Here is a 13,278-nt window from a genome sequence, read left to right on the forward strand (position 1 = left end):
GCGGTGGTTTTTTCTCTGGCGGAATCAATCCGGCCGCGTTAAGCGATGACTCCCATGGCGCGATATGTATTCATCACAGGCGGCGTGGTTTCCTCACTTGGAAAAGGCATAGCCGCAGCGGCCCTTGGGGCTCTCCTGCAGGCGCGAGGCTATCGCGCACGCATCAAAAAACTCGACCCCTACCTCAATGTCGATCCGGGCACGATGTCGCCGTACCAGCATGGCGAGGTTTTCGTCACTGATGATGGCGCGGAAACCGATCTCGATCTTGGCCATTACGAGCGCTTCACCGGCCGCTCCGCCAATCAGCAGGACAACATCACCACCGGCCGCATCTACAAGAACATCATCGAGCGTGAGCGGCGCGGCGATTATCTCGGCGCAACCGTGCAGGTCATTCCGCACGTCACCGACGAGATCAAGAATTTCGTCCTCAACGGCAATGACGACTATGATTTCGTGCTTTGCGAGATCGGCGGCACGGTCGGCGACATCGAGGCGATGCCGTTCCTGGAAGCGATACGCCAGCTCGGCAACGACCTGCCGCGCAACAACGCCGTCTACGTGCATCTGACGCTGATGCCCTACATCCCGACGGCCGGCGAGCTGAAGACCAAGCCGACCCAGCATTCGGTCAAGGAACTGCGCGGCATCGGCATCGCGCCCGACATCCTGCTGGTCCGTGCCGACCGCGCCATTCCCAAGGAAGAGCGCAGAAAACTGTCGCTGTTTTGCAATGTGCGCGAAAGTGCCGTGATCCAGGCGCTCGACGTGCCGCATATCTACGATGTGCCGATGGCATACCATAGGGAAGGGCTCGACTCGGAAGTGCTGGCCGCCTTCGGCATCGATCCGGCGCCGAAGCCGCGCATGGAGCCCTGGCAGGCGGTGTCCAACCGCATCCACAACCCGGAAGGCGAAGTGACCATCGCCGTGGTCGGCAAATATACCGGCCTCAAGGATGCCTACAAATCGCTGATCGAGGCGCTCTCGCATGGCGGCCTGGCCAACCACGTCAAGGTCAAGCTCGACTGGATCGAATCGGAGATCTTCGAAAAGGAGGATCCGACGCCATGGCTGGAAAAGGTGCATGGCATCCTGGTTCCCGGCGGCTTTGGCGAGCGCGGTGCCGAAGGCAAGATCCTGGCGGCGAAGTTCGCGCGCGAGCGCAAGGTGCCGTATTTCGGCATCTGCTTCGGCATGCAGATGGCTTGCATCGAGGCCGCGCGGTCGCTGGCCGGCGTCGAGCATGCGTCTTCGACCGAGTTTGGTCCGACCGAGGAACCGGTCGTCGGCCTGATGACCGAATGGCTGAAAGGCAACATGCTGGAGAAGCGCCGCGAAACCGGCGATCTCGGCGGCACGATGCGGCTCGGCGCCTATCAAGCCGAACTCGCCAAGGGCTCCAAGATCGCCGAGATTTACGGCGACACACAGATTTTCGAGCGCCATCGCCACCGCTACGAGGTCAATGTCGACTACAAGGAGCGGCTCGAAGATTGCGGCCTGGTGTTTGCCGGCATGTCGCCCGACGGCGTGCTGCCGGAGACGGTCGAGTATCCAGACCACCCCTGGTTCATCGGCGTGCAATATCATCCGGAACTGAAAAGCCGGCCGCTCGACCCGCATCCGCTGTTCGCCAGTTTCATCGAGGCGGCGGTGGAGCAGAGCCGGTTGGTGTAGCGATCAGGTCGGGCGGCAATGCAGACCTATGTCGCGCTGCTTTACAGCATCATCCTGGGCGAGGGCCGCCGGGTCGTCATGGCCGACCTCAAGGCTATGGCCGAAGAGCTCGGGCTGAACAACCCGCGCACGCTGGTGTCGACGGGCAATCTGGTCTTCGAGGCACCGGCAACTGATATCGCCGACCTCGAACGGTGGTTGGAGGCAGCCTTTGAAAAAACCTTCGGCCGCCATGTCGATATCCTCGTGCGCGGTGCCCAGGACTGGCTGAAGCTTGCCGCCGGCAATCCGTTCCCGGCCGATTCGGCTAAAGCAGGCGATCAGGTGGCCGTACGGGTGATGCGCAAGCCTGCGCCCGTGGAGGCCGTGAAGGGGCTCCAAGCCTATGCCGGCGAGGATGAAAAAGTGACTTCGGTCGGCGGCGACATCTGGGTCGTATTTTCACGCGAGAGGACAAGCTCGCGGCTGCTCGCGGCAATGAATCACAAGCGCATGGGCACGGGCACGTCGCGCAACTGGAACACAGTGCGCAGATTGGCCGAGATGCTCGGGTAGTTCGGGGCGGCTTTGCGCCGCCCCGAATGACGCCCGTCAGGCTTTCGCGGTCCTGGCGCCGGCGCCTAAAGCGGCGGTGCGTAGCACGTAGTAGATGATGCCGGCGATCGCCACGCCGAAGAACCAGCCATAGACGCCCCACCAGGACGGCAGCCAGTTGGTGAAGTTGGGCAGGATCGACGAGAAGATGGCGCCGATGCCGGCGGCGATGAATGCATTGACGTGCCAGCCGCCCTGGAAACGGAACTCGCCGTCTTCGCGGTAAAGCGCCTCAACGTCGATCTCACCCTTCCGGATCAGGTAGTAGTCGACCATCATCACCCCGAAGATCGGCCCCATCGTCGCGCCGATGATGTTGACGAAGGAAGCGGCACTGCCTTCCCATGGCGCGAAGGGATAGAGCAGCAGGGCAATGACGGCCGCGATATAGCCGCCCTTCTTGAAGTCGATCTGCCTGGGGAAGACGTTGGAGAAGTCGAAGGCCGGCGAGACGAAATTGGCGACCACGTTGATGCCCAGGGTCGCAACCGCAAAGGTCAGGGCTGCGAGCGCCGCCAGGAACCAGCTGTCGAATTTCGCCGAGATCTGGTCGGGATGCAGCAGCACCTCGCCATAGACGTCAAAGGCGGCAATGGTGGTGACGCCGGCGACCAGCGAGAACAGGATGAGGTTGATCGGCAGGCCCCAGATGTTGCCCTTGCGCAGCGATGCCTTGTCCGGCGCGTAACGGGCGAAATCGCAGAAGTTGAGATAGAGCGCCGAGAAATAGGTGACCCAGATTGCTGCCACCGCAAACAGCGAAGTCCACGAGCCGGGCGTGCCGGGCACGCCCGCGTCCTTCGTCTTGTCCAGCAACACGTCCATCGGGATGTCGCTGGTGAAGGCAAATCTCCCGGATTTGACGCAGAGATAGATCGCCAGGATCAGCATCATCACCCACACTGCGGGGCCGGCCCAGTCCTGGAAGCGGCGCACCGTTTCCATGCCGTTCTGGATGATCAGCAGTTGCAGCCCCCAGATGACCACGAAGCAGATCACCTCCAGGCCGGTATGGCCGAGGAAATGCGTGCTGGCGTTGAAATCGGCGAACCACTGCGTGCGGATCAGCAGCGCCACGATCGCGCCCGAGGCGGCGGCCGTCTGCGCGCCGTACCAGAAGCAGGCGACGATGGCGCGCACCAGTGCCGGTATGTTGGCGCCCCAGATGCCGAAAGAGGCGCGGGCAAGCACGGGGTAGGGCACGCCCGTCTTCACGCCGGCATAGCCGACCATGTTCATCAGCACATAGATGATCAGCGATCCGATGCCTATGGCGATGATGAAATTGACGAAGCCGCCGCAAAACAGGAACAGACTGGCGGCAAGATAGTAGCCCCAAAGGCTGTGGACGTCCGATGTCCAGACGTTGAAGATCGAGAATGGTCCCCAGTTTCGCACTTTGGCCGGAGCCAGATCCTCGTTGTACAGATCAGGTGAAGCACCCTGTATCGTCATGGCAATGTTCCCCTTTTGCAGCACGCGCCCTCACGCGTTGGCCGCGTGCAGGTTAAGCCTGCCGCAGGGGAACCGACAAGCAACCTATTTGCCGGCTTTGGCCTTAAAGATATTCAATGAGAACTGCGATTATCGATGCAAGGCGATGGTGGGTCATCGCTGAACCCGGCACGGATGATTCGAAGTTCGACACCAGGATTTCAATCTGAAGCGGTGGCTGCCGACACCTTCGGTAGGGGGCCATCTAAGCGATGGCCATCACCTGCTTGTGGTCCGCGACTTCGGCGAGCAGCCAATCCTGAAACAGGCCGGTGCCTGGTTTGTTGCCGATGCTGCGACGCTGATGCAGGTAAATGCCGGCCGGATAGGTGTGACGGACATGGAACGGCGCGACCAGTTTGCCTTGCTGTAGAAAATCTTGCGCCATGATCGTGTCCGCAAGCGCTATTCCGGCGCCATTGATCGCTTCGCGCATGATCAGGGTGCAATCATCCAGTGTCGTGCTGGATTTTGGCGTCGTTTCCAGAACGCCTTCCTGCTCCAGCCAACGCTTCCATCTCATGGTTTCGCATTCATGGATCAGATGATGATTGACCAGATCGGCCGGCGATCGCAGCGGCACAGGCCCCTCCAAAAGCGAAGGCGCACAGACGGGGGTCAAAAGCAGCGGGATCAGCAGCGTCAAAGCCGGGCCGGCCTTGTAGACGAACTCGTCGATAATGGCCAAATCGAAGTTGGCGCGCTTGCCTGAAGTGGAGATCTCCAGATCCACCGACGGATGCAATCGGCGAAAGTTCGGCAACCGGTCCGCCAGCCAAAGGTTCAGAACGGTGGGCACGCACAAGACCCGGACCCGTTGGATCTTGCCGTGGCGCGACCCCTCGGACAGGCTGACGTCATCGGTGGCGCGCCAGATGGCTTCGAACGCCTCCGAGAGGCTGCGCGCATAGTAGGAGCCCCTGATGGTTGGCGTTATCTGGCGAAAACCGCGTTCGAACAGGTCCTGGCCAAGATTTCGTTCAAGCGCGCGGATGTGGCGGCTGACAGCCGAGGGTGTCAGATGCAGTTCTTCCGCCGCGTCCTTTACGCTGCCGAGGCGAGCGGCGGCCTCGAAAGCGCGCATGCCATTGAGTGAGGGAAGGGCCATTGGCCGATCATGAATTGTCAGTTGAGTTTTTGTCAATCGACATGGGCAGAATTCGCGTTTGATCGCCTGCCCCGTTAGGGGATACCCAGAAGACAAGAGCAATTAAGTCGTCTCAAGAAAGCGACTGTTTGGGGACCGGCATTATACCACGAACGGCGGAGACCGGCTTGACCAGTCTCCACCGGGGCGAGCGAAGCGTTGCTCGCTACCGGCTGGTGTTGCCGCAATTGGAGAGAGCGCCAGCCTATGCCTCAATCGCCAGCGCCGGTTTTCGAGACCGCGCACGAGATTTCCGCCGAAGCCTCTGTCGTCGTGATTTTGCAAACTGCCCACACGGGCTTTGGCCCGCGGGCAGTCGCCATGGATGCCGAGATGAGCGGGATTCTCTCTCGCGCCTGCTCCGACCCGGCCGCCTTGGCCGAATCCGGCACCTGCATCGATCTTATTGCTCCTCAGGCCGTATCGACCAAGCGCGTGGTCGTCCTGGCCTTGGGCAAAGCTGAAACGGTAACCGCCCTGTCGTTGGCACGCGCCGGCGGTCTGCTTGCCGCGCATCTGGAGGGCAAGGGAGAATGCGCGGCCACGCTGGTCCTGGACCCCATCGCCGGCGTTGACCTGCCCGGAGCCGAAATCCTGGCGCGTGTCGCGCTCGGCATGCGGCTACGCCGCTATCGTTTCGACATGCGCAACCGGCGGCAAGGAGCAGGAGCGGATCGAACCTTGCGGGTGAAATTGGTCGGGGCCGGCGGCCCGGATCTGACCGCGGCGCTGGCGCGGATCAATGCCATCGCCGACGGCGTGGAATATGCACGCACCCTGGTCAACCTGCCGCCGAACCATCTCCATCCCGACAATTTCCACGATCATCTGGAGCCGCTGCGTGAAGCCGGCATCGACATCGAAATGCTCGATGCCGCGCAACTGAAGGAGCTCGGCATGAACGCGCTTCTTGCTGTTGGATCGGGCTCGGCGCGCCCGCCCCGGGTCGCTGTCCTGCGTTACCGGGGCAAGGGTGCGCCCGCTCAACCACTCGCTTTCGTCGGCAAGGGCGTCTGCTTCGATTCGGGAGGCCTCTGCATCAAGGGCGGAGCGCAAATGTTCGACATGAAAGCCGACATGGGCGGAGCGGCCGCTGTGGTCGGCCTGCTGATCGCGCTCGCCCGGCAAGGCAGCCCGGTACATGTTGTCGGTGTTCTCGGCATCGCCGAGAACATGCCATCCGGCACCGCGCTCAAACCGCGCGACATCATCACGACGGCGTCCGGACAGACCGTGGAAGTGTTCGACACGGATGCGGAAGGACGCCTGCTTCTGGCCGACTGCCTCCACTATGCAGCCACGCGCTTCAACCCTTCGGTGATCGTCGATCTGGCGACGCTGACCTATTCGGTGACGCGTGGCCTGGGGTCGATATTCGCCGGCCTGTTCAGCACCGACGATGCCATCGCGTCACAGATGATCGCGGCCGGAGAAGCGGTCGGCGAACGGTTCTGGCGGCTGCCGCTCGACCGGGCCTATGATGAGGGTCTGCAATCGCCGTTCGCGGACCTGCGGCATCATGCCAAGGACATGGAAGACGGCGACGCTCCCTATGCGGCGGCCTTCCTGCGTCACTTCACTGAAGACCGCCCCTGGGTGCATCTCGACATCGCCAGCAAGGAACTGACCGACACCGATCGGCCTCTGGGCAGGCAAGGCGCCACGGCATTTGGCGTGCAGATGCTGGAAGAGTGGGTGCAGGTCAGCCGAAACATGAGTTAGGCGCCCGCAGTCACGGACAAATACAAGATGCCTTCAACCGCACTGGGAACTGGGATGTCATCTGAGATCATCGGCATGGAAGGACGGGCCGCTTTCGGGGCCCACGAGACCTGGTATCGGGTCAGTGGCGAACTCGGTGGCGAAAAGGCGCCGGTGGTGATCCTGCATGGCGGCCCGGGCGTCGCCCACAATTATGTCGATGCCTACAAGCTTCTTGCGCGCAGGGATCGCGCCATCATTCATTATGACCAGTTGGGCTGCGGCAATTCCACCTTACTGCCTGAGAAGGGCGCCGATTTCTGGACACCTGGGCTGTTCATCGACGAGCTTGAAAACCTGGTCGACCATCTCGGCATTCGGGCGGGCTTCCACGTGCTCGGCCAGAGCTGGGGCGGCATGCTGGGCGCCGAATATGCCGTGACGCGGCCGAAGGGTCTGAAATCGCTGACCATTGCCAACTCACCGGCGTCCATGAAACTGTGGGTCGAAGAGGCCAACCGGTTGCGTGCGGATCTGCCCGCCGATGTGCAGGAGACTCTGACCCGGCACGAGCAGGCCGGCACGACGGACGATGCGGCGTACCAGGCGGCGACGATGGTGTTCTACGAGCGGCATGTCTGCCGGGTCGTGCCTTTCCCGCCCGAAGTCACGGAAAGTTTCGCCCAGGTCGTGCGCAATCCGACCGTCTATAATCTGATGAATGGGCCGAACGAGTTCCATGTCATCGGAACGCTGAAGAACTGGAGCATCGTCGAGCGCCTGCCGGCCATCGATGTTCCCACACTGATCATCTCCGGACGTCACGACGAGGCCACGCCCGCGACCGTGCAGCCCTACAAGGACGGCATCAAGGGGTCTCGCTGGGAGATATTCGAGCATTCCAGCCACATGCCGCATGTCGAAGAGCAAGATGCGTGCATGCGGGTGGTGGGAGACTTCCTGGACCACAACGATAACTGAAAAAAAGGGGAATGAAGACATGAAGAAACTGCTTCTGGCGGCAACAGCCGCGGCATTGCTGGCCGGTACATGGCTGGCCCCGGCACAGGCCGAATATCTCAAGGAGCACCGAGGCGGCACCATCCGCCTGCTGGCCCGCTCCGCGGCCGGAACGCTCGATCCGCACATCAATTACACGGACCAGGGCTGGCAGATGTACCAGCCGATCTATGACGGCCTGGTGGCCTTCCGCAAGGCCGAGGGCATGGACGGCTTCACCATCGTTCCCGATCTGGCCGAGGCCCTGCCGCAGGTCAGCAATGACGGTAAGACCTTCACCTTCAAGCTGCGCAAGGGCATCAAGTTCTCCAGCGGCCAGGATCTTGGCGTGAAGGACGTCGTCGCTTCCTTCCAGCGCATCTTCAAGGTTTCCGGACCCACCTCCGGCACGTTCTATGCTGGCATCGTCGGCGCGGACAAATGCCTGGCCGACACCAAGAGCTGCACGCTGGAAGGCGGCGTTGTCGGCGACGAAGCGGCCGGCACCATCACCATCAACATCACCAAGCCGGATGCCGAGCTGCTCTACAAGCTTGCCTTGCCGCATGCCGTGGTCCTGCCGGCGGACACGCCCGCCGAAGACATGGGTTCCAAGCCCATTCCCAGCACCGGCGCGTACATGATCTCCGCCTTCGACCCCAATAAGGGCATGACGGTTTCCCGCAACCCCAATTTCAAGCAGTGGAGCGAAGAAGCCCAGCCGGACGGCTATCCGGATGTCGTCCAATATGATTTCGGCCTGTCCGAAGAGGCAGCCGTCACCGCGATCCAGAACGGCGAAGCGGACTGGATGTTCGACGCTCTGCCGAGCGACCGCCTCGGCGAACTCGGCAGCAAATCCATGGACCAGTTGCACATCTCGCCGCTTTCGGCGTGGTGGTACGCGCCGCTGAACAACCGTCTCGCGCCCTTCGACAATGAAAAAGCGCGCCAGGCCGTTGCCTATGCGATCGACCGCAACACGCTGGTCAAGCTGTTCGGTGGCAAGGTGTTGGCCTCGCCGGTCTGCCAGGTCCTGCCGCCGGACTTCCCCGGCCATGAAGACTATTGCCCCTTCACCAAGAATCCGGGCGCCAAATGGTCGGCCGGAGACCTCGACAAGGCAAAGCAGCTCGTCGAGGACTCCGGCACCAAGGGCCAGAAGGTGACGATCATCGTCGAGGACACCGCCATTTCGCGGTCCATCGGCGTCTATCTGCAGAGCGTGCTGACCAGCATCGGCTATGTCGCCGACGTCAAGCCGATCTCGTCGAACATCCAGTTTACCTACATCCAGAACACCAACAACAAGGTGCAGATGTCCGTCACCCAGTGGTACAAGGACTATCCTGCGGCCTCGGATTTCCTGAACATCCTGTTCAGCTGCGCCTCCTTCCGTGAAGGCTCGGACGCCTCGATCAACATCGCCGGCTTCTGCGACAAGGAAATCGACGCCAAGATGCAAAAAGCATTGGACCTCGGCGTCACCGACCAGAAAGCCGCCGAGAAAATGTGGGCTGAAATCGACAGGCAAGTCACCGACAAGGCACCCGCCGTTGGCCTCTTCACGCCGAAGCGGCTTGACTTTGTCAGCAAACGTCTCGGCAATTTCAAGTTCAACCGGCAGTTCAACTGGATGATCACCCAATCCTGGGTACAGTAATGGCCTGGGTGCAGTAACGAACCGCGGAGGGGCACGTCCGTGTCGAACGTAGCTGTCGCCGCGCCGCGCAAGACGCGAGGGCCCTGGGCCGTCGCGTTTGCGAAGCTGGCAAGGGACAGGGCTGCCATGGCGTCGCTGGCCGTGTTCCTCCTCATCGTGCTTGCCTGCCTCAGTGCGCCTCTTTATGCAAAATGGGCAGGCGTGGACCCCTTCGCCTCGACGCTCGACGCCGTCATCCAGATCGACGGTGCCGACGTTCCAGTGATGGAACAATCGACGGAAGGGCTCGGGCTTGGCTACACACCGCTCGGCCCGACCTGGCGGCTGGGCAATTATTTCCTCGGCGCCGACAGCCAGGGGCGCGATGTCATGGCCAGGATGCTCTATGGCGGGCTGAGCTCGTTGCTGATCTCCGGAGCAGCCACCATCTTCACCCTGATCCTGGGCACGGCGGCGGGATTGATCGCCGGCTATTTCGGCGGCGTCACCGACACGGTGCTATCGCGGTTCCTCGACATACTGTGGGCGTTCCCGATCTATCTGCTGGCGATTTCGCTCTCCATCGTCACCATCGCGCATGGCATCACGATCGGACCGATCCAGATCGAGTCCGGCAGTCTGTGGCTGCCTGTCATCATCATCGGCATCGTCTACGTGCCCTATGTGGCCCGCCCAATCCGCGGGCAGGTTCTGGCACTGCGTAAAAGCGAGTTCGTGCTGGCCGCGATCAATCTGGGCGTGCCGGGATGGCGCATCCTGTGGCGCGACATCCTGCCCAACGTTACCACCACGCTCATCGTCTTCGTGCCGCTGATGATGGCGCTGAACATGCTTACGGAATCGGCGCTTTCCTTCCTTTCGATCGGCGTGCAGCCGCCGGCCGCGAGCTGGGGCACCATCATCCAGGACGGACAGGCGCTGCTTTACACCAGGCCATTGGTGGCGCTGGTGCCGGGGCTGGCGATCGCGGTTTCCGTCATGGCGCTCAATGTCTTCGGCGACGGCCTGCGCGACGCGCTCGATCCGCGCTCCAAGGTTCGGCTGGGGCGCGACTGATGATCTACGCCATCCTGCGCCGTTTCGGCCAGATGCTGTTCGTGATGTTCGGCATCTCGGTCATCGTCTTCCTGATTTTCTTCGCAACGCCGGGCGCCGACCCGGCGGCGCGCATCGCCGGCCGCAATGCATCGCCCGAAGTGCTGGAGGCGGTACGCCACAGCTTCGGCTTCGACCGGCCGCTCTACGTGCAATATGTGACGATGATGGAGAAGATCTTCGTCACCGGCGACCTGACCTCCTTCGTCAATCGTGGCTGGAAGGTGGTGCCGGCGGTCATGGATTCCATCCCGGTCACACTCTCGCTGGTGTTCGGAGCGGCGATCCTGTGGGTGGTCGTCTCCATCATCATCGGCATCGCCGCCGCCGCCACGCGCGGCAGCTGGCTGGACAAGCTGCTGATGGCGCTGGGGCTGCTCGGTATTTCGATGCCGGTGTACTGGCTGGGCGAAGTGATGAACCTGATCACCCAGAGCCGCTACCACGACAGCTGGGCGTTCTCCTGGGTGCCACCGCTCGGCTACAAGAATTTCTCCGACGATCCGAAGGGCTGGTTTCTGACCCTGGTCATTCCCTGGATCACACTGTCCATTCTCTATATCGGCATTTACGGGCGCGTGCTGCGCGCGGCAATCATCGAATCGCTGCAGGAAGACTATATCCGCACGGCCCGGGCCAAGGGGCTGTCGGAAACCCGCATCCTGCTGCGCCATGCCTTGCGCACGTCGCTCATCGCCTTCGTCACTCTGTTCGGCCTGGATTTCGGCGCGCTGGTGGGAGGCTCGGCCTTGCTGACAGAGGTGGTGTTCGGGCTGCACGGCATCGGCAAGCTCACTTATGACGCTCTGCAGAATCTCGATCTGCCGATGATCATGGCGACGGTGATGTATGCGTCCATGTTCGTGGTTATCGCCAATGCGGTCGTAGATTTCGTCTACATCCTTCTCGATCCGCGCCTGAGGACATCATGATACTGTCGGTGCGCGACCTCAGAGTTTCCTTCCGCACAAATGATGGCCTGGTGCGGGCCATCGATGGCGTTTCCTTCGACCTCGAGGAGAGCGAGATCCTCGGTGTCGTCGGTGAGTCCGGTTCCGGCAAGACCGTGTCGCTGCTGGCCGTCATGGGTCTCATCACCGATCCCAACGCCACCATCGAAGGGTCGATCCGCTACAAGGGCCGCGAACTCGTGGGACTGCCCGCACGCGAACTCAGGCGGCTGCGCGGCAACGAGATCGCGATGATCTTCCAGGATCCGATGACCGCATTGACGCCTGTCTACACGATCGGCTGGCAGATCGCCGAACAGATCCGCGCGCATCGCAACATCAGCAAGTCCAAGGCGATGGAGCGCGTCGAGGAACTGCTGGCCGAGGTGAATTTTCCGAACCCGCACGAGGCGATGTCGCGCTACCCGCACCAACTGTCCGGAGGCATGCGTCAACGGGCGGTGATCGCAATGGCTTTGTCCTGCAATCCGGCGCTGCTGGTGGCTGACGAACCGACCACGGCGCTCGACGTCACCGTACAGGCCGGTATTCTCGATCTGGTGCGCAAGCTGCGCGCGACGCACAAGTCGGCGGTCGTCTTCATCACGCATGACATGGGCGTGGTCTCCGAACTCGCCGACCGGGTCATGGTCATGTATGCCGGCCGCGTGGTGGAGCGCGGCAGTCGCGCGGAGCTGTTTTCCGATCCGCGACACCCCTATACGCGCGCGCTGCTGGGTTCGATCCCGCCGCTGACCGGCGAAAAACCACGGCGCCTGCCGGCCATTCCCGGTTCGCCGCCATCATTGCTGCGACTGCCGCAGGGCTGTGCGTTCGGTCCGCGGTGTCCAGTTCACTACGAACCCTGCGAGGCCGGCAAGCCCGATCTCGGGAGCGGCACCCATGCCGCGGCATGCTTCAGGGTGGCACAGGCATGAGCGGACCGATGATCGACAAGAACCGCCCAATCCTCGAGACGCGTTCGCTGGGCAGGCGCTTTTCCATCGGCAGCCGCTTTTCTGCCGAGGGCAAGCGAACCGTCCATGCGGTCGACAATGTTTCCCTGACCGTGTGGCGCGGCGAGACGGTTGGGCTGGTCGGCGAATCCGGATGCGGCAAGTCCACGCTGGCGCGCTGTCTGGTGAGGCTCTACGACATATCGGACGGCGAGCTTCTGTTCGAAGGCAACGACATCACCTCGAAGTCGCTGTCTGAACTCAGGCCGCTGCGGCGGCGCCTGCAAATGGTTTTCCAGGATCCGTCGGCATCGCTCAATCCGCGCCGGCGCGTCGGCGACCTGGTGGCCGAGCCGCTGCGCATCCATGGCAGGCTCTCGTCGAGCGAGATCACCAAACGCGTGGCGGAACTGTTCGACCTTGTCGGCTTGCTGCCGGATCACGTCATGCGGTTTCCGCACGAATTTTCCGGCGGACAACGCCAGCGCGTCGGCATCGCGCGGGCTATTGCATTGAATCCGGACCTTGTGGTCCTGGACGAACCCGTCTCTGCGCTCGACGTGTCGGTGCAGGCGCAAATCGTCAACCTGCTCGCCGATCTGCAGGAGAAGCTCAACCTCACTTACATCTTCATCGCCCACGACCTGTCTGTGGTACGTCAGGTTTCAACCCGCATCGCGGTCATGTATCTCGGCTCGATCGTCGAAGAAGGGCCGGCGGAAGAAGTGTTTGCAGCACCAGCCCATCCCTATAGCCAGGCGCTGATCTCGGCGGTTCCCGTCGTGGAGACGACGCCCGGTGGGACGCGCAAGCGCATCATCCTCACCGGCGACGTACCGAGCCCGCTGAACCCTCCAACCGGCTGCCGTTTCCATCCCCGATGCCCGATCGCGGCGGAGCGCTGCCGTTCGGAGCGGCCGCAGTTACGGGAATACCGGCCCGGTCGCAAAGTCGCCTGCCACTTCCCCACGATGTAGGCGACACTCACCACCGCAC

At 62.2% G+C, this 13,278-nt stretch carries 11 protein-coding genes; 9 read left to right on the forward strand and 2 right to left on the reverse strand.

Annotated features, from left to right (window positions below):
* The first annotated feature begins 45 nt into the window (after nucleotides 1-45).
* Nucleotides 46-1,683 (forward strand): CTP synthase, encoded by a 1,638-nt coding sequence (pyrG, locus tag NKJ37_RS15595; protein WP_127810447.1) that lies wholly within the window; start codon nucleotides 46-48, stop codon nucleotides 1,681-1,683.
* 18 nt (nucleotides 1,684-1,701) lie between these two features.
* Nucleotides 1,702-2,238, forward strand: coding sequence for a DUF1697 domain-containing protein (locus NKJ37_RS15600; protein WP_352442408.1), 537 nt, complete (start codon nucleotides 1,702-1,704; stop codon nucleotides 2,236-2,238).
* A gap of 36 nt (nucleotides 2,239-2,274) precedes the next feature.
* Here NKJ37_RS15600 and NKJ37_RS15605 read toward each other — a convergent pair whose 3' ends face one another.
* Nucleotides 2,275-3,732, reverse strand: coding sequence for an NCS1 family nucleobase:cation symporter-1 (locus NKJ37_RS15605; protein WP_352442409.1), 1,458 nt, complete (start codon nucleotides 3,730-3,732; stop codon nucleotides 2,275-2,277).
* 244 nt (nucleotides 3,733-3,976) lie between these two features.
* On the reverse strand, nucleotides 3,977-4,879 hold the full coding sequence (locus tag NKJ37_RS15610; protein WP_352774271.1) for a LysR family transcriptional regulator: 903 nt from the start codon (nucleotides 4,877-4,879) through the stop codon (nucleotides 3,977-3,979).
* A gap of 246 nt (nucleotides 4,880-5,125) precedes the next feature.
* Between NKJ37_RS15610 and NKJ37_RS15615 the strand changes: the two genes are divergently transcribed.
* From NKJ37_RS15615 to NKJ37_RS15645, 7 genes are read left to right on the forward strand one after another with little or no spacing between them, the layout of a single operon-like run.
* Nucleotides 5,126-6,640: a leucyl aminopeptidase gene (locus NKJ37_RS15615; protein ID WP_352774273.1), complete on the forward strand. Its 1,515-nt coding sequence runs from the start codon at nucleotides 5,126-5,128 to the stop codon at nucleotides 6,638-6,640.
* A gap of 54 nt (nucleotides 6,641-6,694) precedes the next feature.
* Nucleotides 6,695-7,600, forward strand: coding sequence for a proline iminopeptidase-family hydrolase (locus tag NKJ37_RS15620; RefSeq protein WP_352612261.1), 906 nt, complete (start codon nucleotides 6,695-6,697; stop codon nucleotides 7,598-7,600).
* A 19-nt stretch (nucleotides 7,601-7,619) separates the two neighbouring features.
* Nucleotides 7,620-9,281 carry an ABC transporter substrate-binding protein gene (locus tag NKJ37_RS15625; RefSeq protein ID WP_352774274.1) on the forward strand — a complete coding sequence of 554 codons (1,662 nt, stop codon included), beginning with the start codon at nucleotides 7,620-7,622 and terminating at the stop codon, nucleotides 9,279-9,281.
* 39 nt (nucleotides 9,282-9,320) lie between these two features.
* A complete protein-coding gene (locus tag NKJ37_RS15630) occupies nucleotides 9,321-10,337 on the forward strand; it encodes an ABC transporter permease (protein WP_063167981.1) in 1,017 nt (338 codons plus the stop codon).
* The gene (locus NKJ37_RS15635; RefSeq protein WP_023813929.1) at nucleotides 10,337-11,308 is read left to right on the forward strand and encodes an ABC transporter permease; all 972 of its coding nucleotides are present in this window, start codon (nucleotides 10,337-10,339) and stop codon (nucleotides 11,306-11,308) included. The genes NKJ37_RS15630 and NKJ37_RS15635 overlap by 1 nt, the downstream gene beginning before the upstream one ends.
* Nucleotides 11,305-12,264: an ABC transporter ATP-binding protein gene (locus NKJ37_RS15640; protein WP_013531724.1), complete on the forward strand. Its 960-nt coding sequence runs from the start codon at nucleotides 11,305-11,307 to the stop codon at nucleotides 12,262-12,264. Before NKJ37_RS15635 ends, NKJ37_RS15640 begins: the two co-directional genes overlap by 4 nt.
* Before the next feature lie 8 nt (nucleotides 12,265-12,272).
* Nucleotides 12,273-13,259 (forward strand): ABC transporter ATP-binding protein, encoded by a 987-nt coding sequence (locus tag NKJ37_RS15645; RefSeq protein WP_023813930.1) that lies wholly within the window; start codon nucleotides 12,273-12,275, stop codon nucleotides 13,257-13,259.
* Nucleotides 13,260-13,278: the final 19 nt, after the last annotated feature.

The sequence above is a fragment of the Mesorhizobium sp. M0140 genome, assembly GCF_040322475.1.
In the GTDB taxonomy this organism is placed as follows: domain Bacteria; phylum Pseudomonadota; class Alphaproteobacteria; order Rhizobiales; family Rhizobiaceae; genus Mesorhizobium.

What these genes read in the sequence shown, in the direction of transcription:
- pyrG (WP_127810447.1), top strand. Translation starts at nt 46, where the DNA reads ATGACTCCCATGGCGCGATATGTATTCATCACAGGCGGCGTGGTTTCC.
- NKJ37_RS15600 (WP_352442408.1), top strand. Translation starts at nt 1,702, where the DNA reads ATGCAGACCTATGTCGCGCTGCTTTACAGCATCATCCTGGGCGAGGGC.
- NKJ37_RS15605 (WP_352442409.1), bottom strand. Translation starts at nt 3,732, where the DNA reads ATGACGATACAGGGTGCTTCACCTGATCTGTACAACGAGGATCTGGCT.
- NKJ37_RS15610 (WP_352774271.1), bottom strand. Translation starts at nt 4,879, where the DNA reads ATGGCCCTTCCCTCACTCAATGGCATGCGCGCTTTCGAGGCCGCCGCT.
- NKJ37_RS15615 (WP_352774273.1), top strand. Translation starts at nt 5,126, where the DNA reads ATGCCTCAATCGCCAGCGCCGGTTTTCGAGACCGCGCACGAGATTTCC.
- NKJ37_RS15620 (WP_352612261.1), top strand. Translation starts at nt 6,695, where the DNA reads ATGTCATCTGAGATCATCGGCATGGAAGGACGGGCCGCTTTCGGGGCC.
- NKJ37_RS15625 (WP_352774274.1), top strand. Translation starts at nt 7,620, where the DNA reads ATGAAGAAACTGCTTCTGGCGGCAACAGCCGCGGCATTGCTGGCCGGT.
- NKJ37_RS15635 (WP_023813929.1), top strand. Translation starts at nt 10,337, where the DNA reads ATGATCTACGCCATCCTGCGCCGTTTCGGCCAGATGCTGTTCGTGATG.
- NKJ37_RS15640 (WP_013531724.1), top strand. Translation starts at nt 11,305, where the DNA reads ATGATACTGTCGGTGCGCGACCTCAGAGTTTCCTTCCGCACAAATGAT.
- NKJ37_RS15645 (WP_023813930.1), top strand. Translation starts at nt 12,273, where the DNA reads ATGATCGACAAGAACCGCCCAATCCTCGAGACGCGTTCGCTGGGCAGG.